The sequence below is a fragment of the Ruegeria sp. CDSA079 genome, assembly GCF_059612245.1.
In genome coordinates, this window is record NZ_JBXWQF010000007.1 from 116,721 (window position 1) to 140,653 (window position 23,933).

27 protein-coding genes are annotated in these 23,933 nt (G+C 58.1%); 13 read left to right on the forward strand and 14 right to left on the reverse strand.

Features of this window, described 5'->3' with window-relative positions; genetic code table 11:
- Positions 1–2: 2 nt before the first annotated feature.
- Complete coding sequence (locus AC2FJZ_RS09610; RefSeq protein WP_050604878.1) at positions 3–464, reverse strand: hypothetical protein; 462 nt, start codon at positions 462–464, stop codon at positions 3–5.
- A gap of 354 nt (positions 465–818) precedes the next feature.
- Between AC2FJZ_RS09610 and AC2FJZ_RS09615 the strand changes: the two genes are divergently transcribed.
- Positions 819–1,397 (forward strand): thymidine kinase, encoded by a 579-nt coding sequence (locus AC2FJZ_RS09615; protein ID WP_496777283.1) that lies wholly within the window; start codon positions 819–821, stop codon positions 1,395–1,397.
- Here the strand turns inward: AC2FJZ_RS09615 and AC2FJZ_RS09620 are convergent.
- From AC2FJZ_RS09620 to AC2FJZ_RS09640, 5 genes are all read right to left on the reverse strand, one after another.
- Positions 1,394–2,344: a 2-hydroxyacid dehydrogenase gene (locus tag AC2FJZ_RS09620; protein ID WP_496777285.1), complete on the reverse strand. Its 951-nt coding sequence runs from the start codon at positions 2,342–2,344 to the stop codon at positions 1,394–1,396. The two genes, AC2FJZ_RS09615 and AC2FJZ_RS09620, sit on opposite strands and share 4 nt — an antisense overlap.
- A complete protein-coding gene (locus tag AC2FJZ_RS09625; protein WP_050604792.1) occupies positions 2,344–2,682 on the reverse strand; it encodes a tRNA-binding protein in 339 nt (112 codons plus the stop codon). Before AC2FJZ_RS09625 ends, AC2FJZ_RS09620 begins: the two co-directional genes overlap by 1 nt.
- Positions 2,675–3,490, reverse strand: coding sequence for a pyrroline-5-carboxylate reductase (proC, locus tag AC2FJZ_RS09630; protein WP_496777288.1), 816 nt, complete (start codon positions 3,488–3,490; stop codon positions 2,675–2,677). The genes AC2FJZ_RS09625 and proC overlap by 8 nt, the downstream gene beginning before the upstream one ends.
- Before the next feature lie 39 nt (positions 3,491–3,529).
- Positions 3,530–4,030 (reverse strand): type III secretion system chaperone family protein, encoded by a 501-nt coding sequence (locus tag AC2FJZ_RS09635; RefSeq protein WP_050604794.1) that lies wholly within the window; start codon positions 4,028–4,030, stop codon positions 3,530–3,532.
- A gap of 322 nt (positions 4,031–4,352) precedes the next feature.
- A complete protein-coding gene (locus tag AC2FJZ_RS09640) occupies positions 4,353–4,601 on the reverse strand; it encodes an accessory factor UbiK family protein (RefSeq protein WP_050604795.1) in 249 nt (82 codons plus the stop codon).
- Positions 4,602–4,698: 97 nt separating this feature from the next.
- Between AC2FJZ_RS09640 and lgt the strand changes: the two genes are divergently transcribed.
- From lgt to AC2FJZ_RS09665, 5 genes are all read left to right on the forward strand, one after another.
- Complete coding sequence (gene lgt, locus AC2FJZ_RS09645; RefSeq protein WP_496669453.1) at positions 4,699–5,586, forward strand: prolipoprotein diacylglyceryl transferase; 888 nt, start codon at positions 4,699–4,701, stop codon at positions 5,584–5,586.
- Positions 5,583–6,650, forward strand: a complete 1,068-nt coding sequence (locus AC2FJZ_RS09650; protein WP_496777289.1) for a class I SAM-dependent methyltransferase — start codon at positions 5,583–5,585, stop codon at positions 6,648–6,650. The genes lgt and AC2FJZ_RS09650 overlap by 4 nt, the downstream gene beginning before the upstream one ends.
- On the forward strand, positions 6,647–7,405 hold the full coding sequence (gene pgeF / locus AC2FJZ_RS09655; RefSeq protein ID WP_496777291.1) for a peptidoglycan editing factor PgeF: 759 nt from the start codon (positions 6,647–6,649) through the stop codon (positions 7,403–7,405). The genes AC2FJZ_RS09650 and pgeF overlap by 4 nt, the downstream gene beginning before the upstream one ends.
- A gap of 270 nt (positions 7,406–7,675) precedes the next feature.
- Positions 7,676–7,804, forward strand: a complete 129-nt coding sequence (locus tag AC2FJZ_RS09660; RefSeq protein ID WP_256364025.1) for a hypothetical protein — start codon at positions 7,676–7,678, stop codon at positions 7,802–7,804.
- A 329-nt stretch (positions 7,805–8,133) separates the two neighbouring features.
- The gene (locus AC2FJZ_RS09665) at positions 8,134–8,916 is read left to right on the forward strand and encodes a Hint domain-containing protein (RefSeq protein ID WP_496669448.1); all 783 of its coding nucleotides are present in this window, start codon (positions 8,134–8,136) and stop codon (positions 8,914–8,916) included.
- 119 nt (positions 8,917–9,035) lie between these two features.
- On the opposite strand, the gene AC2FJZ_RS09670 is transcribed toward AC2FJZ_RS09665, so the two are convergent.
- A complete protein-coding gene (locus AC2FJZ_RS09670) occupies positions 9,036–9,536 on the reverse strand; it encodes an Lrp/AsnC family transcriptional regulator (RefSeq protein WP_496669446.1) in 501 nt (166 codons plus the stop codon).
- Between the two features lie 217 nt (positions 9,537–9,753).
- Here AC2FJZ_RS09670 and trxB point away from each other — a divergent pair, with 217 nt between their 5' ends.
- The 4 genes from trxB to AC2FJZ_RS09690 all read left to right on the forward strand — a co-directional run bounded on the left by trxB (position 9,754) and on the right by AC2FJZ_RS09690 (position 15,441).
- Positions 9,754–10,695: a thioredoxin-disulfide reductase gene (gene trxB / locus AC2FJZ_RS09675; protein WP_496669445.1), complete on the forward strand. Its 942-nt coding sequence runs from the start codon at positions 9,754–9,756 to the stop codon at positions 10,693–10,695.
- 155 nt (positions 10,696–10,850) lie between these two features.
- Complete coding sequence (locus AC2FJZ_RS09680; protein ID WP_496777293.1) at positions 10,851–12,554, forward strand: adenylate/guanylate cyclase domain-containing protein; 1,704 nt, start codon at positions 10,851–10,853, stop codon at positions 12,552–12,554.
- A 196-nt stretch (positions 12,555–12,750) separates the two neighbouring features.
- The gene (locus tag AC2FJZ_RS09685; RefSeq protein WP_496777295.1) at positions 12,751–14,469 is read left to right on the forward strand and encodes a bifunctional sulfate adenylyltransferase/adenylylsulfate kinase; all 1,719 of its coding nucleotides are present in this window, start codon (positions 12,751–12,753) and stop codon (positions 14,467–14,469) included.
- 117 nt (positions 14,470–14,586) lie between these two features.
- Entirely contained in the window at positions 14,587–15,441 is an 855-nt protein-coding gene (locus AC2FJZ_RS09690; RefSeq protein WP_496777297.1) for a hypothetical protein, read from the forward strand.
- A gap of 50 nt (positions 15,442–15,491) precedes the next feature.
- Here the strand turns inward: AC2FJZ_RS09690 and AC2FJZ_RS09695 are convergent, their stop codons facing one another.
- From AC2FJZ_RS09695 to AC2FJZ_RS09705, 3 genes are all read right to left on the reverse strand, one after another.
- Positions 15,492–16,379: a PhzF family phenazine biosynthesis protein gene (locus AC2FJZ_RS09695; protein ID WP_496777299.1), complete on the reverse strand. Its 888-nt coding sequence runs from the start codon at positions 16,377–16,379 to the stop codon at positions 15,492–15,494.
- 101 nt (positions 16,380–16,480) lie between these two features.
- Positions 16,481–16,705: a DUF1150 family protein gene (locus AC2FJZ_RS09700; protein WP_050604806.1), complete on the reverse strand. Its 225-nt coding sequence runs from the start codon at positions 16,703–16,705 to the stop codon at positions 16,481–16,483.
- Between the two features lie 5 nt (positions 16,706–16,710).
- Positions 16,711–17,124, reverse strand: coding sequence for an Hsp20 family protein (locus AC2FJZ_RS09705; RefSeq protein ID WP_050604807.1), 414 nt, complete (start codon positions 17,122–17,124; stop codon positions 16,711–16,713).
- A gap of 163 nt (positions 17,125–17,287) precedes the next feature.
- On the opposite strand from AC2FJZ_RS09705, the gene AC2FJZ_RS09710 reads away from it, so the two are divergent.
- The 3 genes from AC2FJZ_RS09710 (at position 17,288) to AC2FJZ_RS09720 (ending at position 19,137) form a co-directional block, all read left to right on the forward strand.
- Positions 17,288–17,512 carry a YdcH family protein gene (locus AC2FJZ_RS09710; protein ID WP_050604880.1) on the forward strand — a complete coding sequence of 75 codons (225 nt, stop codon included), beginning with the start codon at positions 17,288–17,290 and terminating at the stop codon, positions 17,510–17,512.
- Positions 17,513–17,588: 76 nt separating this feature from the next.
- Complete coding sequence (purE, locus tag AC2FJZ_RS09715) at positions 17,589–18,077, forward strand: 5-(carboxyamino)imidazole ribonucleotide mutase (protein ID WP_496777301.1); 489 nt, start codon at positions 17,589–17,591, stop codon at positions 18,075–18,077.
- Positions 18,070–19,137 carry a 5-(carboxyamino)imidazole ribonucleotide synthase gene (locus AC2FJZ_RS09720; RefSeq protein ID WP_496777303.1) on the forward strand — a complete coding sequence of 356 codons (1,068 nt, stop codon included), beginning with the start codon at positions 18,070–18,072 and terminating at the stop codon, positions 19,135–19,137. The genes purE and AC2FJZ_RS09720 overlap by 8 nt, the downstream gene beginning before the upstream one ends.
- Before the next feature lie 66 nt (positions 19,138–19,203).
- On the opposite strand, the gene AC2FJZ_RS09725 is transcribed toward AC2FJZ_RS09720, so the two are convergent.
- The 4 genes from AC2FJZ_RS09725 to groL form a co-directional block, all read right to left on the reverse strand.
- The gene (locus AC2FJZ_RS09725) at positions 19,204–20,355 is read right to left on the reverse strand and encodes an alpha-D-ribose 1-methylphosphonate 5-triphosphate diphosphatase (protein ID WP_496777305.1); all 1,152 of its coding nucleotides are present in this window, start codon (positions 20,353–20,355) and stop codon (positions 19,204–19,206) included.
- Positions 20,352–21,125, reverse strand: a complete 774-nt coding sequence (locus tag AC2FJZ_RS09730; protein WP_496777307.1) for an alpha/beta fold hydrolase — start codon at positions 21,123–21,125, stop codon at positions 20,352–20,354. Before AC2FJZ_RS09730 ends, AC2FJZ_RS09725 begins: the two co-directional genes overlap by 4 nt.
- A 38-nt stretch (positions 21,126–21,163) precedes the next feature.
- On the reverse strand, positions 21,164–22,006 hold the full coding sequence (locus AC2FJZ_RS09735; protein ID WP_496777309.1) for a DMT family transporter: 843 nt from the start codon (positions 22,004–22,006) through the stop codon (positions 21,164–21,166).
- Positions 22,007–22,250: 244 nt separating this feature from the next.
- Positions 22,251–23,894 carry a chaperonin GroEL gene (gene groL, locus AC2FJZ_RS09740; RefSeq protein ID WP_496777311.1) on the reverse strand — a complete coding sequence of 548 codons (1,644 nt, stop codon included), beginning with the start codon at positions 23,892–23,894 and terminating at the stop codon, positions 22,251–22,253.
- Positions 23,895–23,933 lie beyond the last annotated feature (39 nt).

Genomic DNA, 23,933 nt, shown 5'->3' on the forward strand with positions numbered 1-23,933 from the left:
GACTAGCTGACGCTTTCTTCTTCCAGGTGCAACTTCATCTCGATCAGAACCTGTTGCAGCAGGCTGGTTTCCCTCAACAGCCGCTTGGCCTCGTTCACGGTTATGATGCCGTCTTCGATGGCTGCCTGATACTCGGTCATCAGCATCGCAAACCGCTGGCTGAGCGCGATGACATCCGAATTCACGCCGCCTGTACGCGGCTCAGTCGAATTGCGGTCGGTATAAGACAAGGTGATGTTCTTCAGATCCGCCAAAGCCGACGTGACATGCGGGTAAGTTGCCGCGTTTTCAAGACGGGCCACCGCATCCACAGGCATGAATCTGTCCGCATGTTCGGCGTTGTCGGAATAATACCGGCCCAGAGTGGCCTTGGATTTCCCGGTAATTTCACATGCGGCTTCGATTCCGACGTCTTTGACCAATGCTTCTGTATGCTTTTTCAGATAGGCCCCGATATCTGCCATTTTATTACCTTTGTTACCTGCAAACGCCTGCCCGATGTCCAATTGGGGGAAAGCGTCGGGAAATTTCCCATAACCGATTCATAATTGAAATGTCATACATTGACTATCCCTCAGATATGCGGGGGATTTTGTGAGTGAGTGGCGGCAGTTCAAGCCGGTAACGAGTGATTGCGAGGCGGTATTGTTTGGCTTCGCTCCGTTTTGGCCACATGTTGGCCGACGGCGTCGCTGTTGTGGATGTCGGGGTTCCATCCCCTAGAGCGTAGCTCGGCCTCTGCAAAAACAACGGCGACGTCGCTCTGTCAAAACGATTGATATCTTGTTCCTTTGCATCAGGCAATTTAGACCCGCGCCATGGCAAAGCTGTATTTCAACTATTCGACAATGAACGCGGGTAAATCGACCGTGTTACTGCAGGCCTCGCACAACTATCGTGAGCGTGGGATGCAGACTTATCTGATGACCGCCGCCATCGATGGACGAGCAGGATCCGGGCGGATTGCATCGCGTATCGGTATCTCGGAACAGGCCGACACATTCACACCTGACGACGATGTCTTCGCCATGATTCAGAAACGCCTGAACGAAGGCGCGGTGGCGTGCGTGTTCATCGACGAGGCCCAGTTCCTGTCTGAAGAACAGGTCTGGCAGCTGGCGCGTGCGGTCGATGATCTGAAAGTTCCGGTGTTGGCCTATGGGTTGCGCGTGGATTTTCAGGGCAAACTGTTCCCCGGATCAGCCGCCCTGCTGGCCCTTGCCGACGAAATGCGCGAGGTGCGCACCATCTGCAAATGCGGCCGCAAGGCAACGATGGTGATTCGTCAGGACGAAAACGGCAACGCCATAACCGAAGGTGCCCAGGTGCAGATCGGCGGCAACGAAACCTATGCCTCGCTTTGCCGCAAGCACTGGCGCGATGCGATGGGCGACTAAACCGGATTAGGCAACGCCCTGCCCGCCACAAAGGCCGCGACGTTGTCCAGCGCCATATGGCCCATGCTGCTTCGCACCTCTTCGGTGGCCGTGCCCAGATGGGGCAGCAGGGTGACATTTTCCATATCACAGAGGACCTGTGGTACACTGGGCTCGAACTCGTAGACGTCCAGCCCAGCCCCTGCAATCTGGCCGGATTGCAGTGCCGAGATCAGGGCGACTTCGTCCACGACTTCGCCCCGAGCGATATTTATCAGAATTGCCGAAGGGCTCATCGCCTCAAGGATATGCGCATCAATCAGATGGCGGGTTTCCGCGCCACCGGGCACCGCGAGCACAAGGAAGTCGACCGAGGCGGCCACGCTCTGCAATTGGGGCATGAACTCTGCCGGGAAGTCCAGATCCTTTGCACTGCGGGATTGATAGGCCACCTGCATTCCAAAGCCGAAATGGCACCGACGGGCGATAGCCTGCCCGATGCGGCCCATACCAACGATACCGACGCGTTTGCCGCTGACGTGATGCCCCAGCATCTGCGTTGGGTGCCAGCCTTGCCATTGACCCGAGCGGACCAGCCGCTCGCCCTCGCCCGCGCGTCGGGCTGTTGTCAGCAGCAAGGTCATGGCGATATCCGCCGTCGCATCGGTGACCGCACCGGGCGTGTTGGTCACCTCCACACCTGCTGAGCGTGCGGCATCCACATCGATGTGGTTATAACCAACGCCGAAATTGGCCAACAGCTTGCAACGAGGCTTGTCTGCATCCCCAAAAACCTGAGCGGAAAACTGGTCGCCCAGTGTCGGTACAACAACATCGAATTCTGCCAAAGCGGACAGCATCTCCTGCTGTGACATGGGCATGGTGTTCTCACGTATCTCCACGTCAAACTCGGCACGGGCGCGAGCCTCGACCGCCGAGGTCATTGGTCGTGCAATCAGTAGTTTCATCAGTGCATCCGTCCGCCGGTTGGAACTTTGCCATCGGGGCCGATCAGAACGATCTCGCCATTTTCATCGGGCAGACCCAGGACCAGAACCTCTGACATGAACCTGCCGATCTGGCGCGGAGGGAAATTGACCACAGCCATGACCTGTTTGCCAACCAGAGCCGACGGATCGTAATGCGCGGTGATCTGGGCCGAGGTCTTGCGTTCACCGATCTCTTCCCCGAAGTCGATCCACATCTTGATCGCAGGTTTGCGGGCCTCGGGATAGGGTTCGGCGCGGATCACCTCGCCCACCCGGATATCGACTTTGAGAAAGTCGTCGAATGAAATCTCACTCACGTGACAGCTCCTTGGATCGGTCGGTTGCGGCTTTGACGGCACGGTGCAGTAGATCGGGGAACCCCTGTTCATCATGCATCAGCACCTCAAGCGCGGCCTGCGTGGTGCCATTCGGAGAGGTCACATTGATGCGCAGCTGCGCCGGGTCGTCTTCGGCCGCCACGGCCAACGCACCAGCGCCTGCAACTGTGGATATCGCCAGTTTCATGGCAAGTTCCGCAGGCAAACCCTGTGCCTCGCCAGCGGCAGCCAGAGTTTCAATCAGGTGGAAGACATAGGCCGGGCCGGATCCGCTGAGACCGGTTACGGCGTCCATCTGCGCCTCATTGTCCAGACGCACGGTCTCGCCCACTGCCGACAGCAAGCTTTCGGCCAAGGTCAGATCATTGTCCGAGGCATGGCTGTTGCCGATCAGTGCCGTGATGCCCTGACGGATGGCCGCGGGTGTGTTGGGCATGGCGCGAATGATTGGGGTATCGCTGCTCAATACGGTTTCGAACGAGGCGATCGAGGTGCCCGCCGCGACCGAGACAAACAGGCTGTCACCACCGCCCAGTGCCCGAATAGCAGGCAAAGCCTCACCCATCATCTGCGGCTTGACCGCGACCAGCACCACGGCGGGCGCTTCGGGCAATGGAGTGTTGATGTTGACGCCCTGCGCCTTCAGCCAGTCGGACGGATACGGGTCGATCACCCAAACGGACGCTGGCGGGAGGCCGTGTTCCAGCCATCCCGCCAGCATTGCGGACCCCATCTTACCGCATCCCAGAAGCACAAGCCCCTGTTCGGCCACACGCGTCATGTCCATTTGCCCCTCCCGCGTTACATGTCGGTTTGGGGCAAAGCTTTACGCCCGGCCGTAGGCCTCTGCAATGGCCACTTGCATGGCTTCTTCTGGGCCTCGATTGCCCCAGGTCACCAGTTGGATCGCGGGGTAGTACCGCTCGGCGCTCATGACTGCGGCGGTGATCATTGTGTTGATCTGATCCGCGCTGGCTGTTTGTCCCCCTGCAAGGACCAGCCCATAGCGGTAAACCATCAGCTTCTGGTTTGCCCAATAGGTAAAGGCGCCCGCCCAGCATTGATCATTCATCTTGTTGAGCAACTCATAGAGCTGCATTTCGCGCTCGGCCGGCGGCTCCATCTCAAACGAGCACACCATGCGCAGCGTTTCGTCATAGTTGGACCAGGCCAGAGTGATCGAGTAAGTCCGCCATTGTCCTTCGACGGCCATGGCGATCTGATCGTCGCCTATACGGTCAAAATCCCAATCGTGATGTTCGGCCAGGTTTTCAACAATGTCGATCGGATGAATGTCTTCTTCGAGATACTGCTCGGAAAGGGCCATAATGCCACCTCACTAATCTCTAGCATTTCGGGGCTGGCAGCGCCCCAGCGCTAGTTGCCTTCTCTACAGGCCGGGCTTCCCCCGTAGGCCTGTACTAAATATGGTGCGATGTACCGTGAGTTCTGGCAACCCTAATTCTTGGGGATAACAGCAATAAGTTGTGGACAGAAGGCAACGGCGATCAAAATATTGGCGCTTGGGTCAGCTTTGTCTTGATTAAATTCTGTGGCACGTCAGAATACACGTCACCGCACAATCCGGGTTGGATTGCGCGATTGCGGGGCTCGTCCAAATTTTTGAAAATGACAAAACGCCCGGGGCGTTATTTGTCCAGCTTCGCCTCAAGCGCGGCGATGCGGGCTTCGAGTGCCGCATTTTCTTCACGCGCTTTCTGGGCCATGGCGCGGACGGCATCAAATTCTTCGCGGGTGACGAAATCGCGGTCGGCCAACCAGCGGTCGATCATCGACTTCATTGCATTTTCGGCCTCTTCACGCGCACCCTGCGCCACGCCCATGGCGTTGGTCATCAGTTGGGACACGTCGTCCAGGATCTTGTTGCGGGTTTGCATATCTTTACTCCGGTATCGCGGTTGTTCCTTATATGGGGAAAGAATGGCGCAGGCTCAAGGTTGACTTGCCCTACAAACCACGGGCAATGAGACGCACATGCAGGCTGTTCTGAATTTCCCCGATCTGTCGCCCGAATTGTTCTCGATCTCGCTGTTCGGGATGGAGTTCGCTTTAAGATGGTATGCGCTGGCCTATATCGCGGGCATCCTGATCGCCTGGCGGCTGGCTGTTGTGGCGCTGCGCCGCCCGGTCCTGTGGCCCACAGGCGGCCCGCCGATGAAGCCAGAACAGCTGGAGGATCTGGTCACCTGGATCATTCTTGGTGTGATACTGGGCGGGCGACTTGGCTTTGTGCTGTTTTATCAACCTGCCTATTACCTTTCGCACCCGTTGGAGATTCTGATGGTCTGGCAAGGCGGCATGGCGTTTCATGGCGGTCTGCTTGGTGTAATCCTCGCGTCCCACCTATTTGCCCGTCGCCATAAGATCCCTGCCCTGTTGCTGGGTGATCTGGTCGCCTACACCGTTCCGCCCGGTCTGCTGCTGGGGCGGTTGGCCAATTTCGTGAATGCCGAACTGTGGGGCCGCCCAAGCGAGCTGCCCTGGGCCGTCATTTTTCCCGGCTTTGCCGCGCAGGACTGCCCCGGCGTTGTTGCGGGCATGTGTGCGAGACACCCGTCGCAGCTGTATGAAGCCGCGCTAGAAGGTGTGTTGCTGGGCGCGTTGCTGCTGTGGCTGGTATATCGCAGGGGGGCCTTTCAGAAGCCCGGCCTGATCATGGGCCTGTTTCTGGCGGGGTATGGCGCGTCTCGCTTTATTGTTGAGTTTTTCCGCCAACCGGATGCCCAGTTTGTGTCACCCGGCAACCCGCTGGGGCTGGCTTGGCATGTGGGTGGCTATGGCCTGACCATGGGGCAAATACTGTCATTGCCAATGATCGCGATTGGCCTTTGGTTTGCCCTGCGCGCACGGCGGGCGGCATGAGCCTGACCGATCATCTGGTCGCCCGCATCCGGCAGGATGGGCCAATGAGCGTGGCAGATTACATGGCCGAATGCCTACTACATCCCATGCAAGGCTATTACACTACGCGCGATCCACTCGGGACCAAAGGGGATTTCACCACCGCGCCGGAAATCAGTCAGATGTTCGGGGAACTGATCGGCCTGTCTCTGGCGCAAAGCTGGATGGATCAGGGGCGGCCTGCGCCTTTCACCCTGTGCGAACTGGGACCGGGGCGCGGTACACTGATGACCGATATTCTGCGCGCAACTCGGGCTGTCCCGGGGTTTTACGAGTCCGCTCAGGTCGTGCTGATCGAGGCATCGCCTGTATTGAAACAGGTGCAGGCCGAGACGCTGAAGGATTACGCGCCAACCTGGATCGACAGCGTCGCAGCCCTGCCGGACCAGCCGCTGCTGCTGGTGGCGAACGAATTCTTTGATGCCCTGCCCATTCGTCAGTTCATGCGCGAAGGCGACGGCTGGTGCGAACGTTTGGTGGGCGAACGGGGTGGCTCGCTTCTGTTCGGGCGGGGTCCAAACGGGCCGCAGGTGGCGCTAAATGACAGGCTCACGGATACCAAGGACGGAGATCTAGTCGAACTGTGTGCGGCAGCGATTCCCATTCTGACCGTGATGGCCAGCCGGATCGCCAGCCATGGCGGCGCGGCGTTGATCGTGGACTATGGCGACTGGCATTCGCTGGGTGACACGTTACAGGCCCTGCAAAACCATGAACACGCCGATCCTCTGGCCGCACCCGGTCAGGCCGATCTGACCGCACATGTGGACTTTGAACCTTTAGCCGTTGCAACCCGTGCCTGCGGATGCCGCCACACGCGCCTGACCCCACAGGGCGTGTTTCTGGAACGGTTAGGTATTACCGCACGCGCGCAAACACTGGCAAAGGCGTTGAGCGGATCCGAGCTGGACTCGCTGATCGCCGCACATCGCCGGTTGACGCATCCCGACGAAATGGGAAATCTGTTCAAAGTGATGGGCCTTTTCCCGGCCTATGCCGCCCCACCGCCAGGATTAGAGCCATGACATTGGAAATTCTGACCTCAGACTTGCTGTCGCCGTTGCGCCATGGGTTCTTCACCCGTCGCGGAGGTGCCTCGTCGGGAATATTTGATGGGCTGAATTGTGGCTATGGCTCCTCCGATCAGACCGAAGTTGTGGCGCTGAACCGCAAGCGGGTGGCCGATGCGATGGACGTTGCGCCCGAAGCGATGATCGGCGTGCACCAAGTCCATTCGCCGACAGTTCTGACCGTTGAAGGCCCAGTTGAAGGCAAAAGGCCCAAGGCGGATGCCATCGTCACCGCGACCCCCGGTCTGGCCCTGACTATTCTGACAGCGGATTGTCAGCCGGTCCTGTTTGCCGATCCTGACGCGCAGGTGATCGGCGCGGCCCATGCGGGCTGGCGCGGGGCGCTGGACGGCGTACTTGAGGCTACGTTGGACTGCATGGAGGCGTTAGGGGCCAATCGCAACAACATCAGTGCCGTGATCGGTCCCAGCATTTCCCAACGCGCTTATGAGGTGGGACCCGAGTTTCTAGACGCTTTCATGGCGGATACACCGGACAACACCCAATTCTTTGCAAATGGTCAGGATGACCGGCTGCAATTCGACTTGCCCTCTTTTGGCCTGCACAGGCTGCGGCAGGCCGGTGTAGGACAGGCGGAATGGACCCGGCATTGCACCTATTCCGACCCGGATCGGTTCTATTCCTATCGCCGTTCAACACACGCGAAACAAGCCGATTACGGCAGGCTGATCTCAGTCATAAGATTGTGATTTTGGCCCAGATTTAGACCCCTCGCCACTTTTCCGCCACATTTGTTGTGTTTACCGGAATCAAGAATCGTAACGAGTTTTGCCAGTCATCAGATGTGTATCTGACGTTCGTGTTTCGAACGCTGGCGTGTTGAGTGAAAGGAGTGTGAAGCTTCTATTTTTTGTCTGCAATTCATCCCGGATAAGCCTTATCCGCGCCGCAAATGGGCGTCACAAAAGGTTCAAACAGGATGCGGGAATGACCTTCCCGAACAAGGCAGGACAAAAAACATGAAACCCAAATCTCGCTTTCTCAAAGCCATGGTCGCCGCCACGCGGGATCAGAAGCTGGAAATGCCATGGAAACGGGTTTCAAGCCATTCTGTCAGGGTCGCAAGCCGTATCGCGGCTCGACGCTGAGACAGAAACGCCCCGAGACCAAGCTGCCGGTCTAAAAAGGGCGATAACGCATCAGGCATACTCCGGCTTGATGTGTAATGGGGCGCGAGCGAGAGGTTCGTGACCTGATCAGGAGTTGTGTGTGCGGGCAATTTTCGCCCGTGAAGTACGAGTTTGTCTGGGGGGTCAATGTGTTGACCATTGGAAAGCGAGATTTCGTCGCCATACGGGGCATAGCAGCCACCGTCCAAGGGTCTTCCATTTGTTTCAAGACAAAGAACCTGTTCGTCAGGTGGGCCTGTACGGGGGTACGCCAGGCCTGTTCGGACATTTGAGGGGACGGAAAATTTATGACTATTCCTAATTCATTGGCCCGAGCGGCCAGAAATGCCATCGAAACGTCGGCCATGCTGCGGGAAGCACCGCGGCCGGTCACAAAACCCAAGGCGCAATTGCGCCGTTACGAAGTCAGCAGCCTGCTGCCAAACGGCGACGTGTCTCAGACGCGCCACATCGCACCCGCTCTGCCGATGTTCGAAGATGCCTTTTGCGCTTTTTCACGCGGATCGCTGGTTGAAACGGAACACGGGCCAGTTGCAATCGAGGACCTGATGCCAGGGGATACGGTTCTGACGCAGGACGGCAACTCGCAAACTGTTCTTTGGAAGGGGTCGGTCACTCTGATTCCGGGCCGCGAGGATTCTCGAGGGCGGACACGCCCACTGACGCGGATCATGCCGGATACATTCGGAATGCAGAAACCGATGTCAGGTGTAATCGCCGGGCCTGCAGCGCGAATCGTCGGCGCTCCGGCGCATTTACGGCACCTTCATGGTGGGGAACCGATTCTCACACGGGTCTCTGAGTTTCAGGATGGAATGGGTGTGATTGAAACAATGCCGCCCACGCCGGTTGAACTGTTTCACATTTGCCTGAAACGGCATTCCGTTATTCGTGTAGATGGTTTACAGTTCGAAACATATCACCCAGGTGTGAACGCGGTTCGCATGATCAGCCATTCGTTGCGGTCGATCTATTTGAACCTGTTTGCGCATATCGAGTCGCTCAACGATTTTGGCCCGTTGCTGATGCCGCGTACCGGAGATGGAGAGATCGACGCGATGTCAGCCTGAGTGTGATTATGTTTACTGCATTATGGGGGGCATCATGCAGCTGGTACTAAGTTGGGTTCTATCCCTTGCGGTGGCTGCGATGCTGCCACCAAACACCGCACAGCCGAAACGTGTAGGCGTTACGCCATCCGGTTCATACGTTCTTCCAGAACGTCGAACGGCACGCCTGGCTCGTCTTTTGCGCCGCGGATAACAAGCGATGTCTTGACGCTGGCCACGTTGGGCGTGGTCAGCAGTTCACTGGTCAAAAACTGCTGAAAGCTGCTAAGATCGGGTGCGACGCATTTCAGGATAAAGTCGACCTCGCCATTCAGCATGTGGCATTCCCGGACCAGCGGCCATTCGCGGCAGCGGTCCTCGAACGCGCGCAGTTCGGTTTCGGCCTGACTGTCCAGCCCGACCATGGCAAATACCTGCACTTCAAAGCCCAACTCACGCGAATTGACCTCGGCGTGGTAGCCAGTGATGTAGCCGGAGTCCTCAAGCGTGCGCACCCGGCGCAAGCAAGGCGGAGCTGAGATACCCACTCGTTTGGCCAGTTCAACATTGGTCATGCGACCGTCTGCCTGCAATTCCGCCAGAATCTTGCGATCAATTTCATCCAGCCGAGTCGTGACCATAAAATGCTCCTGATTTTTGCGGTTCTTATATCAGCCCCCTAGGCGCGCGCAATAATGTTTCGCACATGCGCAATTTTCTTTATTTTCAAATCGCTCAATTCCTTCCGATGCAGTGCCGGGGGTCACAATCAGGATGGGGGTTTAAGCCGGGCCGGTCGGTCGCTATATCGGGGCGACGGGCCAAAGGCCCACTTCAGGCAATTCGAGCGGGGATAGCATGGCCGACACACGACACACCAAGGTTCTGATCATCGGGTCAGGGCCCGCGGGATACACCGCGGGCGTTTACGCAAGCCGCGCCATGCTGGAGCCCATTCTGGTCCAGGGGATTGAGCCCGGTGGCCAGCTGACGACAACGACCGAGGTCGAGAACTGGCCCGGCGACACCGAGGTACAGGGCCCGGACCTGATGGTGCGGATGCAGGATCATGCCAAAGCCATGGGTTGTGAAGTGATCGGCGACATCATCAGCGATCTGGACCTCAGTCAGCGGCCCTTTACGGCCAAAGGCGACAGCGGCACCACCTATACAGCGGATGCGGTCATTCTGGCGACCGGCGCGCGCGCGAAATGGCTGGGCCTGCCGTCGGAAGAGAAATTCAAAGGCTTTGGCGTTTCTGCCTGTGCCACCTGCGACGGGTTCTTCTATCGCGGCCAGGAAATCGTGGTCATCGGTGGCGGCAATACCGCTGTGGAAGAGGCCCTGTTCCTGACCAACTTTGCCAGCAAGGTGACTCTGATCCACCGCCGGGATGAATTGCGGGCAGAAAAGATCCTGCAGGATCGGTTGATGAAGAACGAAAAGATCGAACCCCTATGGTTCCACCAGTTGGAAGAAGTGATCGGCACCGACGCGCCTTTGGGCGTGGAGGGCGTTCGGGTCAAGCATGTCAAAACCGGCGAGATCACTGAAATCCCGTGCAAGGGCGTCTTTGTCGCCATCGGCCATGCCCCCGCGAACGAGTTGGTCAAGGACACGCTGGAAACGCATATGGGCGGCTATGTCATCACCAAGCCGGGAACAACCGAAACTTCCGTTCCGGGCGTATTTGCGGCTGGTGATCTGACGGACCACGTTTATCGTCAGGCTGTCACAAGCGCCGGAATGGGCTGCATGGCGGCACTGGATGCCGAGCGGTTCCTCGCAGAAAACGAATAGAGCGAACCCGGAAACTCAACGATAGCGCCCCGAGGTTTCAGGGGGCGCTGTCTTAAATTAACTGCAATGCGATCATGAAGGACATTCAGCAGCAACTGCCATTCCCTTGACCCTCAGGCGGCAGCGTATCAGGATTATCCTGAGCACAGCGAAAGATGGGTGAGCATTTGAACAACGCTCTTTGGCGCGGCGGGTGGTCAACCCGACTAAGGATCGGCAGTGGTCTTGTCCTGTTTGTCTTCGCATTTTTTCATTTCATTAACATAGGCTTGGGCCTGTTTCACACCGATTACCTGCACGGGATGCAGGACGGTCGCAAAGAGGTGACGCGCCACAATGCGATGAGCGTGCTTCTCTACACGGCGCTGTTCGTACATGCCGGTCTGGCCCTCGTGTCTATCGCGCAACGCCGAACCCTGCGTATGCCTTTCAGCACAGGTCTTCAGGTGGTGTTGGGGCTACTGATCCCCTTGCAACTGATCTCGCATATTGTTCATACGCGGGTCGCGCATGAGGTTTATGACGTCAACGACGAGATGGGATACATCATTATCCTGATGTGGCCGAGCATTGCAGTCTGGACGCAAAGCGCACTGCTGCTGATTGTCTGGGTGCATGGCTGCATCGGTCTGCACATGTGGCTGCGGCTGACCAAATGGTGGTCGAATGCCGTACCTTATCTGATCGGCATGGCTGTCTTTGTGCCTCTGTTCGCACTGGCTGGCCTGTTGACCGAAGGCCGCCGCATCTGGGCCGATTTTGCCGACGAGTTTTTGCGCGAACAGTACATCGACCATTACAACTGGCCCTCTCCCGAAGCCTTTCAGACACTGTTCAGCGTCAAGGACAACGCCCTGACGGCCTTTTGGTTGGCACTGGGCGCAACGGGTCTGGTGTTCATCGGGCGCAAATTTTGGCGACGCAGGCATTCCGTGCGCGTCACCTATGCCAGAGGGCCCGATGTGGTCGCGGAAAAGGGCATGACTTTACTTGAGATCTCGCAAGCAAACGGCGTGCCTCATGCGGCTTTGTGCGGCGGCAAAGGGCGCTGCACCACATGCCGCGTCATTGTCGAGAACGGAGGCGATGCCCTGCCCCCGCCCAACGACGTAGAGGCACGCAGTCTGGCTGCTGTCGGCGCGTCTCCTCAGACGCGGCTGGCCTGCCAGATACGTCCGTCCGAGCCGACCACCGTATTTCGCGTTTTCCGACCGGATGGCGGGCGATTTCGCGGGCACGCTAGCCAGGGACAGGAGCGCCAACTGGCTGTTCTGTTTCTGGACATGCGCGGCTTTACCGCGCGAACCACGGGACAACTGCCCTATGATATCGTTTTTTTGCTGAACCGGTTCTTTGATGCGGTGGTGCCCGCCATTACCGATGAAGGAGGCATCGTGGACAAGTATATGGGTGACGGGCTGCTGGCGGTGTTTGAAAAACCTGGTGCTGCGGCATCAGCCCGCGCCGGACTGAACGCAGCGGTGGATATCAGCCATGCGTTGGACATGTTCAACGAACAGCTCGAAGCTGAAGGCAGCCCCGGCATTCGCATCGGCATGGGCCTGCACCTGGGGGATCTGGTCGTGGGTGAAATCGGCGCGCAGGGCCATGCCGCAAAGACGATCATTGGTGACGCGGTCAATGTGGCCAGCCGACTGGAGAGCGAAACCAAGGCGCTGGGGGTGGAACTTTTGGTTTCGGAAGAATTATTGCGCGCAGCGGGTGTGGATGTACCGCACGCTGAGATCCGGCCATTCGAACTGCGCGGAGTTTCCCAGCCGATTCCCGCGCTTCCGATAGCCCGGGCCTCACAGATTGGAATTCAGCGCCAAAGAAAGGAACAGTCATACTCTGCATGACCAAATTCGTTCCATTTCGAGGAACCGGATCATCTGTGGAGTCGCCGCGATAGAAATTTCTTCCAATTCTGAAAAAATCAGCGCATATCCTCCTTTGTTTCATTGACGCCAGTGGACTTCGTCCATCAGTCGGTGCAAATGCCCTGACAACGCCCAATATCCACTGGCAATTCAACACTGCGATAAGAGTATTCAAATGACGATGTTAAGCAATCTGGCCCCAATTCCTGAACTCTTCGTGTCGTATGACTCGGCGCAAAAGCTCAAGGTCGAAGCGACAGATCTGACCAGCTGGGACCTGAGCCCGCGCCAAATCTGCGACCTTGAACTTCTGATGAATGGCGGATTCAACCCGCTGAAAGGGTTCCTGAGCGAAGTCGACTACGACAACGTGGTCGAGAATATGCGTTTGGCCGATGGAACGCTGTGGCCGATGCCGATCACACTGGATGTCAGCGAAGATTTTGCCCAAGGCATCGAGCTGGGTCAGGACATAGCCCTGCGCGATCAGGAAGGCGTGATCCTGGGCACCATGACCGTCACTGACTGTTGGACTCCTGACAAGGCGCGCGAAGCCGCCAAAGTGTTCGGCGCCGATGACGATGCGCACCCCGCCGTAAACTACCTGCACAACGTTGCAGGTAAGGTCTATCTGGGTGGTCCGGTCGTTGGAATCCAACAGCCTATTCACTATGACTTCCGCGGCCGCCGCGATACGCCAAACGAGCTGCGCGCTTACTTCCGCAAGCTGGGCTGGCGTCGGATCGTTGCGTTCCAAACCCGCAACCCCTTGCACCGCGCGCATCAGGAACTGACCTTCCGCGCCGCAAAGGAAGCGCAGGCCAACCTGCTGATCCACCCGGTTGTCGGCATGACCAAGCCGGGCGACGTTGATCACTTCACCCGTGTGCGTTGTTATGAGGCGGTGCTGGACAAATATCCGGCCTCGACCACGTCGATGTCGCTGCTGAACCTGGCGATGCGTATGGCTGGCCCGCGCGAGGCGGTCTGGCACGGACTGATCCGCGCCAATCACGGTTGCACGCACTTTATCGTTGGCCGTGACCATGCAGGCCCCGGCAAGAACTCGGCGGGTGAAGACTTCTATGGCCCCTATGATGCGCAGGAGTTGTTCCGCCAGTATCAGGATGAAATCGGCGTCGAGATGGTTGATTTCAAGCACATGGTCTATGTGCAGGAACGCGCGCAGTACGAGCCGAATGACGAGATTCTCGACAAGGATGATGTCACGATCCTGAACATTTCGGGCACCGAACTGCGCCGTCGTCTGGCCGAAGGTCTGGAAATCCCCGAATGGTTCAGCTTCCCTGAGGTTGTGACCGAACTGCGCAAGACCAAGCCACCGCGCAGCCAGCAGGGCTTCACCGTGTTCTTCACTGGTTTCTCGGGTTCGGGCAAGTCGACCATTGCCAACGCGTTGATGGTCAAGCTGATGGAGATGGGCGGCCGCCCCGTGACGTTGTTGGATGGCGACATCGTGCGGAAGAACCTGTCGTCGGAACTGGGATTCTCGAAAGAGCACCGCGATCTGAACATCCGACGCATCGGCTATGTGGCATCCGAGATCACCAAGAACGGCGGTATCGCCATCTGTGCGCCCATCGCGCCCTACGCCACCACCCGCCGGGCGGTTCGCGAAGAGATCGAACAGTTCGGTGCCTTCTGCGAGATCCACGTCGCGACCACCATCGAGGAATGCGAACGCCGCGACCGCAAGGGCCTGTACAAGCTGGCACGCGAGGGCAAGATCAAGGAATTCACCGGCATCTCGGATCCATATGACGTGCCGCAAAACCCGGAGCTGCGCGTCGAGACCGAGAATGTCGAGGTCGACAACTGCGCCCACCAGGTTCTGCTGAAACTGGAAAGCATGGGCCTGATCGCTGCAAGCTGACGCCAGCGAACCAAGACTTTTCGGCCTCCGGTTTCCGGGGGCCGTTTTTGTTTGTCCTGATTGACAAGCGCTGCCTGGATTGGTGCTGTGCGACAAGAAACAGGGTGAAATTTTGCCGTGACACACAGATTGCCCACCATTGCCAGTTTCTGGTTCGGATCCGATCTGAGCTGGCTGGAGCAGCTGTGTATTCAGTCTTTTCTGGATCAGGGGCACGCGTTCGATCTGTATCTTTCTCACGAAGTTCAGGGCATCCCCGCGGGTGTTCACACACGCCCGGCAAGCGAAATTTTCTGGCCCCCACCCTATCCTCTACAACCGGACGACCGGCAGGGTGTGGCTGTGTTCTCTGATATTTTCCGGCTGCATCTGATGCGTCGGAGCGATGCCATTTGGGTCGATCTTGATGCCTATTGCGTACGGGCTTTTCGCTCATTTTCGGACTGGGTGTTTGCGCACTCCAAAACGAATGATTTCCCGACAGGTGTTCTGCGGCTGCCACAGAACTCACAGACGCTTGCGCTGATGTTGGATTTCGTGATGTCGGCTAACCCAACCCAGCCTTGGCGCGGTCGGCAAGTGAGGCGGCACAATCGCGAGCGGATTGCAAAGGGCGAAAGCTGGGGCATCGAATCTCTGCCCTGGGGCAGTTCCGGGCCCAAAGCCTTTGGACACTTCCTGCGCCAAACTGGTGAAGACAGTCACGCGATGGCGGCCAAATCCCTCTATCCGTTGGCACCAGCCGAGCTTTGGAAACTGCATGATCCGAACGTGGTGCCGGACGAGATCGAAGGAGAGGCTACGCATTCGGTCCATTTCTATGGCCACCAGAAAAAACTGCTGGCTATCCAACTGGCTGGTTTACCGGTTCCGGGATCTTATCTGGACACGCTTTGTACCCGACACGGGATTGACCCTCGAGCCGCCCCGATCAAACCACTGGATTGGATGCGACCCGCTCCACGGGTCTAGGGGCAGGATACTATTTCGATTCCCGGCCTACGATCGCCTTGCCCGGCCCCTCAACGCACATCCTCTGGCAGATCGACTTGCCCGCGCATCAGGATATGTCCCTCACCAGCGACCCTGATTCCAGTCATGGCGTCCGCCGGGCCAACGCGGGTAACAGTGGCTTGTCCGGGGCGGCCCATGTCGTGCCCCTGTTCCGCGATGAAGTTGTCTTTGGCCATCAGGTCATATTTCCAGAGATACGCTGCCATGGCCCCGGTGGCAGATCCGGTGAACGGGTCTTCGGGCGGGCTGGGTGGGGCCAGAAGCAGGCGCGAGAACGTATCACCTGCGTCGGTGGCCCCTTGTAACGTCACAAGAAACGGTTCGGCCATATCCGAACCTGAAAAGCCCGCAGCCTCCGCCACTTTTCTCAAAGGACCTTCAACCAGTTGAGCCGCGCGCAAAGCGGTATGGTCGCGCAGGACGGTGATGCAGAACGGTAATCCGGTCGATACAAGCTGCGGCTGTGAGATAATGGCGTCAGGCGGCAGGTTTACGGCTGCGGCCACCAGATCGGCAGGCACATGCGGGCCGAATTGCGGGGCAACCTGGGTCATTTCAATCTGCGCGCCTTGCAGTCGAATCGACACTATCCCTGCACCGGTTTCCAGCGTCAGGCTCTCGCCCTCAATCATCCCGCGAGACCGCATGGCAGCGACGGTGGCAATTGTTGGATGCCCAGCAAAGGGAATTTCCCGGCTGGCCAGAAAATACCGCACGCGGATATCAGCAATGTCGGATGGTCCGGTAAAGGTGCATTCGACCAGGGAGGTTTCGCGCACATAGGCCATGCAGACCTGTTCGGACAGATGCGCGCCGTTATGAACCACGGCGCATCCGTTTCCGCCAAAGGCGCGGTCGCTAAAGGCGTCTACCCAATCGAATTCGAACCAGCTCATGCGATAAAATCCTGACTGAACATCCCGGCAGATTTCGCCGATGCTCATGTGTTGCGCGTGTCGCTGAGAATGTCACGCCCCAAAAGGCGTTGGTGGGCCGTTCAGTGAACGGCCACCGGGGACAGGTCATGCTGACGCGCCAGCACAAAGGCCAGCTTGCGGTCGGCCACAAGCGCCAGTTGCTGCCCATCGGAATCATGTACAGCATAAAGCTGATCCAGGTCCCCTGCCTGATCGCGCAGATCACGCGGCAGATCGGCGACCTCGACTGTTTTTACATAAACAATACGGTCGCCTTCGGTGTTGATTTCAATCGGTGTGTTCATTGCTCTTACCCCTTCCGTATGTTGATGGTCTGCACCACGGTTTCCGGCACGGCGCGGGTCAGATCCACATGAAGCAGACCGTTTTCCATGATCGCCTCGCCCACTTCGACACCGTCAGCCAGCACAAACATGCGCTGAAATTGACGCGCCGCAATGCCGCGATGCAGGAATATGCGCCCCTCGCTGTCGTCGCGTTGACGGCCCCGGATCACCAGTTGGCGATCCTCGATGGTGATCGACATGTCCTCTTCGGCGAACCCCGCCACCGCAAGGGTGATGCGGTAGGAAAAGTCCGAAGTCTGTTCGATGTTATAGGGCGGATACCCTTCGTTGCCAGCCTTTGCAGACCGTTCCAGAAGGCGTTCCAACTGCTCGAACCCCAAAAGATGCGGGTATGAGCCCAAGGTAAGTTTCGACACGTATTTTCGTCCTTTATTGTCAAAGCGACGTGGTGTGCGGCCCCGTTCTGGCAACCGCCTGTAATAGAATATGGGAAGAAACCAGGATGTCCACAAGGTCTGGCGCGATAACCTCTTACACACTATCCTGTTGGGTAAGCACCACAACAAACCCGAGTCACCAATGAACGCGCCCACCGATCTTTCGATGAAAACAGATGAAGTTCTGCGGGTCGAGCTGGAGGTTTTCCGCCGCCAGCACCGCGATCTGGATGAAGCGATTGAAGCGCTGCATGACCGGGGCACTGCTGATCAGCTGACGTTACGGCGGCTGAAAAAAGAGAAACTGCGCCTGAAAGACATCATCCGCATCATCGAAGACCGCCTGACCCCCGATATCATCGCCTGAACACCCTGCAGCGCATTGCCAGAGAACCGGATTTGGCTATAGTGCGCGCTCTTTCTGAGCGCAGGGACAAAAGCGGATGAGCGATGTGAAAGTGGGGATCATCATGGGCAGCCAGTCGGACTGGCCCACGATGAAAGAAGCGGCAGATATTCTGGATGAATTGGGCGTCGCTTATGAAAAACGTATCGTGTCGGCCCACCGCACGCCAGATCGGCTGTGGGACTATGGCAAGACCGCCGTATCGCGCGGTTTGCACGTGATTATCGCGGGCGCTGGTGGCGCCGCGCATCTGCCGGGCATGATGGCATCAAAAACGCGGGTGCCGGTTATTGGTGTGCCGGTGCAGACCCGCGCCCTGTCGGGTGTGGACTCGCTTTATTCCATTGTGCAGATGCCCAAGGGTTTTCCGGTGGCAACCATGGCGATCGGGTCCGCTGGGGGTGCCAATGCCGGCCTGATGGCGGCGGGTATTCTGGCACTGCAGGATACGGCATTGGCCAATCGGTTGGATGCATGGCGCGAAGCTCTGTCGGCTTCGATCCCCGAGGAGCCTGTCAATGACTGAAGCACTGCAAACCGGCGCGGTAATCGGGATTTTGGGGGGCGGTCAGCTGGGTCGGATGCTGTCTGTGGCGGCCTCCAGACTGGGCTTTGTCAGCCATATATATGAGCCGGGCGCAAACCCACCCGCTGGGCAGGTTGCGGATCGGGTCACAACGGCGTCTTATGACGATGTCAACGCCTTGAAAGCCTTTGCCGATGCAGTGGATGTCATCACCTATGAGTTCGAAAACATCCCGACAGAAGCTCTGGACATTTTGGAAGCCCACCGCCCGATCCGTCCCGGGCGCGAGGCACTGCGGGTCAGCCAGGATCGTTTGACAGAGAAGAATTTTCTGCAAAACCTGGGTCTGAAAACGGCTCCGTTTGCCGATATTGCCGACCTGAACAGCCTAAACGCTGCGATCGAACAAATAGGGACGCCTGCAATCCTCAAGACCCGCCGCTTTGGCTATGACGGTAAGGGCCAAGCCCGTCTGCGTAACCCTGAAGGTGCAGGGGCTGCTCTGGCCGATATGGCCGGTGCGCCTGCAATTCTGGAAGGGTTCGTGGATTTCTCGCACGAGGTGTCGATCATCGCAGCACGCGGGCTGGATGGTCAGGTGGCCTGTTTCGATCCGGGCGAGAACGTGCACCGAGACGGTATCCTGCACACCACCACCATCCCCGCCCGCCTGTCCCCTGCCCAGCGCACCGACGCAATCCTTCTGGCGGCCAACATCCTGAACGCATTGGAGTATGTCGGTGTCATGGGGGTTGAACTGTTCGTGACACCCGGCGGTCTGATCGTGAACGAGATCGCACCGCGTGTGCATAATTCGGGCCACTGGACGCAGAATGGCTGTGCCGTGGATCAATTCGAACAGCACATCCGTGCGGTTGCGGGCTGGCCCCTGGGGGACGGACAACGTCATTCGGATGTAGTGATGGAAAACCTGATCGGCAACGACATGGACCGCGTGCCCGAACTGGCCCGCGAGCGAGACGTGGCGCTGCATCTTTACGGCAAGGCCGAGATCAAAGCCGGGCGCAAGATGGGGCATTTCAACCGTATCAAACGCTGAGAGTATCGCGCAAATGCGCGACGCTTTCGGCGAGAGTATTTGGGAAAAGATGAAGACTTTTTGTGCCTAGCCCACAAACCGTGCGGCGATGTCACCTGACATATAGCTGACGCGCCCACCGGACATGGTTGCCGCGACCCGATGGGTTTCCGCATCCAGTATGACCAGATCTGCGCGATTGCCCACGGCCAGCGTGCCCCGGTCTTGCAAGTCCAGCACCCGTGCGGGACCGGATGAGATCAGCGCCCATGCACTGGCCAGATCCAGCAAGCCGGTTTTGGTCAGCATCAGCGCCGCACGGCGCGGGCTGGGATAATGGTAATCCGAGGCCAACGCATCGCAGAGTCCCATGGCAATCAGCTCGACTGCACTTGCGTTGCCTTTATGCGATCCACCCCGCACCACATTGGGGGAACCGAGGATGATGTGATCCCCGGCGGAACGCGCGGCCTCAGCAGCCTCAAGCGTTTCCGGGAACTCGGAAATGTAGACGCCAAGATCGCGCCACCAGGCCCTTGTTTCAACGGTTGCGTCATCATGGCTGCCGAGACGTATGTCCATCTCTTTAAGGTCAGAACACAGCACTTCGACCGCTGCGGGCACTTCGTGCCTGCGGGCGTGCAAGTTGAGCAACATCTCAAAATGCGCATCCGGATTGCGCCCGGCCTTCAACGCCTGCCCGGTCAGGCGCGGCGGTTTTTTGCCCTGTGCCAAACGATCATGTGGCAGGTGATCATTGAAAACCACGTACGGCACCTGCCAATCGGCGATGCGGCGGGCCAGACCGTCGTAGTCCTCGAGCATATTGGTCTCGAACCGCAATTGCGGGATCAGATCGGTGACCGTGCTGTCCTTAACGGCAGCAATGGCCTGAAAAACCTGCGCGGCAAATTCCGGACCCCGCACACCGCCTTCCCAGCTGTAGAATTGGGCGAGCACTGCGGTGGTAATGCCGTTTGCAGCAAGCTCGGTTTCGACCGACAGAATACCTTCATTCATCTGCTTCATCGCGCCCCGGCGCGGTGCGATATGGCGTTCGAACCCGTCCCCATGCAGGTCGATGATGCCGGGCAGGACAAGATATCCGGTCAGATCGATCCTGCGCCCCGTAGACTCTTCCTGTATTCCGCCGTCGGCAATGGTCAGATCAGCGCAGGACAAGCCCTCGCCCGGCAACAGTACTTCTGCGCCGGTCATAGTCAGCTCTAATGAGGTCATCTTGTGGGCTCCGAATCCGGCTCCGAGCAATCCTGCCCTATACAAATCTCGTCTATTAATTCCATCACACCGTCCAGCCAAGTGATCTGCGGATCGAACTGGCCAAATTCAATGAAGTGCAGCACCTGAGCCATTACGCGCGGGTTGTTCATCATGAAGGTATGGGTCACGGGCAAGACAAGATGATCGGCCATGCCCTCAACCTTGGTGCTTTCGACCGAAACCTTGCCATCATCAGGCCCGTCGATCAGCGAGGAAAACACGAGGTTCAGGGATTCGTCCCCTGCAATGACCCCCAGTTCGAAATCCACCGGAGGTAGCCGTCGGGGGATACCTTCTGGGCCTGTACTCAGTTGCAGGCCTGCTGGACCGTTCAGATATCCGAACACCTCCCACGCGCTGAGTTCGTCGACCAGCTGACTGCCTTGATTAGGTGGGCCCAGCATGACGGCGCGGCCCATGTTGGAGGGGTGATGATCCTTGAGCCAATACCGCAGCAGGATGCCGCCCATGGAATGAGCCACAACATTAACTTTATCTTCTCCGCACGCGGCAAAGGCGTCCGGAAGGGTCTGTTCAGCCAATTCCGGAATGCCAATTTCGGTCGAGGGGTATCCGTGGCGCACAACGGTGTAGCCATGTGCCTCGAACAACTCCTCCATCACCGCAAACGAAGCCTCGGTCCGGGCAAGCCCATGCAGCAGCACCACGCATTTCGCGCTGGCGGCAAACGGGAAAAGGCACAAAAGCAAGGCGGTCAGAAGTCTCATAACCGCCAGATAAAGCCTATGAGCCGCTGATGAAAGACCTAGCTCTGTTGACGTCGCAGCACGGCCAGCGCGATACCGCCCAGAACCAGCGACGCTCCGATGATCAGCCGGACACTCGCGCTTTCGCCCAGCAGCGCGACACCCCCCAGGATCGCGATGACAGGCACGCTGAGTTGGACCACAGCCGCAACTGTTGGCGCAAGGTTCGGCAGCACGCGATACCACAGGGCATATCCCAATCCCGAAGTGATGCCCCCCGACACAGCCGCCAGCAGATATCCAAACCCGGTCATGTGCCACTCTGCTCCAGTGGCCAGTAGAGCCAAAGCTGTAACAGGCAAAGCAATGATGAAATTCGCAGCCGTGCCCTGCAGGGCGTCAGGCTCGGATCGTCCGGCCAAAGAATAAACGGCCCAACCAACACCGGCAGCGACCATCAAAGCGGTACCCACCGGGTCAACCCGCACCGTGCCCGAGGGCCACAGCACATAGGCCAGCCCTCCCAATGCGATGGCCGCCCCTGCCAGTTGCTGTCGGGTGGGCAGAGTGCCTGACACAGCGGTAATACCGAACATTGTGATCTGCACAACGGCAAACAGCACCAGCGCCCCCAACCCCGCATCCAGCGTCATGTAGGCGATGGAAAACCCTATCATATAAACAGAGAGCGACCCCGCCCCAATGACCCGCCGACGGTTGCGCAAGGGTACATGCCTGCGGCGCGCCAGCACCAACGCAGTCAAGACCAGCGCGCCCGCGAGTACCCGCACAATCGCAAACCCGGCCGGATCACTGGCGCCACTGTCGATTGCCATCCTGTTAAGGATGGAATTCGCCGCAAAAGCGCACATGGTCAGGGCGGTCAGAAAAAACAGTCGCATGGAACCCGCATATCCGGTTGCCAGCGATATGGACACTCACAATCCATGTACATGCTTACCGCTTTTCATCTTTTCCAAAATACTCCCGCCGGAGGCATAGCCGCAAAGCGGCTATCAACAACGAAACGGGGCCACCCGAAGGCGACCCCGTCTTTTAGCACTATGACTTCCCCTGTCGGCAGCCTGGCGTTACCGCCAAGCACCTGTCGGGCCGTCAGAATTTGCCGAAGCAAATTCGACGTACTTACATCATGCCGCCCATGCCGCCCATGTCGGGCATGCCACCGCCAGGTGCCGCGCCTTCTTTGGCAGGCTTGTCGGCAACCATTGCTTCGGTGGTGACCAGCAGGCCAGCAACCGATGCCGCGTCTTCCAGAGCGGTACGGACAACTTTGGCCGGGTCAATCACGCCGAACGAGAACATGTCGCCATATTCTTCGGTCTGTGCGTTGAAGCCAAAGGCTGCTTCCGAAGATTCGCGAACCTTGCCAGCAACAACCGCGCCGTCGACGCCTGCGTTCTCAGCAATCTGGCGCAGCGGCGCTTCGATTGCCTTGCGAACAATATTGATGCCTGCGTCCTGATCAGCGTTTGCGCCTTTCAGAGAGTCCAGAGCTTTGCCGGCCTGAACCAGCGAAACACCACCGCCCACAACAACGCCTTCCTGAACAGCAGCACGCGTTGCGTTCAGAGCATCGTCAACACGGTCCTTACGCTCTTTCACTTCAACTTCGGTCATACCGCCAACGCGGATAACGGCAACACCGCCTGCCAGTTTGGCAACGCGCTCTTGCAGCTTCTCACGGTCGTAGTCCGACGAGGTTTCTTCGATCTGAGTGCGGATCTGAGCAACACGTGCTTCGATCTCGGCTTTTTCGCCAGCACCGTCGACGATGGTGGTTTCGTCTTTGGTGATTTCGATTTTCTTGGCGGTGCCCAGCATGTCCATGGTGACGGACTCGAGCTTCATGCCCAGATCTTCGCTGATGACCTGACCACCGGTCAGGATTGCGATGTCCTGCAGCATGGCCTTGCGGCGATCGCCGAAGCCCGGTGCTTTGACCGCAGCAATTTTCAGGCCGCCGCGCAGTTTGTTGACAACCAGAGTTGCCAGCGCTTCGCCTTCAACGTCCTCAGCAATGATCAGCAGCGGTTTTTGCGACTGGATCACCTGCTCGAGCAGCGGAACCATCGGCTGCAGCGAGGACAGTTTCTTTTCGTGCAGCAGGATCATGCAGTCGTCGAGTTCTGCGATCATCTTGTCTGCGTTGGTGACGAAGTAAGGCGACAGGTAGCCACGGTCGAACTGCATACCTTCGACAACATCGGTCTCGGTTTCCAGACCTTTGTTTTCTTCGACGGTGATAACGCCTTCGTTGCCAACCTTCTGCATCGCATCTGCGATCTGCTGACCGATTTCGGCTTCGCCATTGGCTGAGATGGTGCCAACCTGAGCAACTTCTGCCGAGTCTTTGACTTCACGCGCCATCTCTTTGATGCCCGCAACAACCTTGGCAGTTGCCAGGTCGATGCCGCGCTTCAGGTCCATCGGGTTCAGGCCAGCAGCAACCTGCTTCAGACCTTCTTTGACGATGGACTGAGCCAGTACGGTTGCGGTGGTGGTGCCGTCACCGGCTTCGTCATTGGTGCGGCTGGCGACTTCTTTCACCATCTGCGCGCCCATGTTTTCGAACTTGTCTTCCAGTTCGATTTCCTTGGCAACCGAAACACCGTCTTTGGTGATGCGCGGCGCGCCAAAGGATTTGTCCAGAACCACGTTGCGGCCTTTGGGGCCCAGCGTCACTTTAACAGCATCGGCCAGGATGTTCACACCTGCCAGCATGCGGTTACGGGCATCGGTGTCAAACTTGACGTCCTTAGCAGCCATGTCGTTTCTCCTTGAGAGATTTGTTTGAGATAAAGCGTA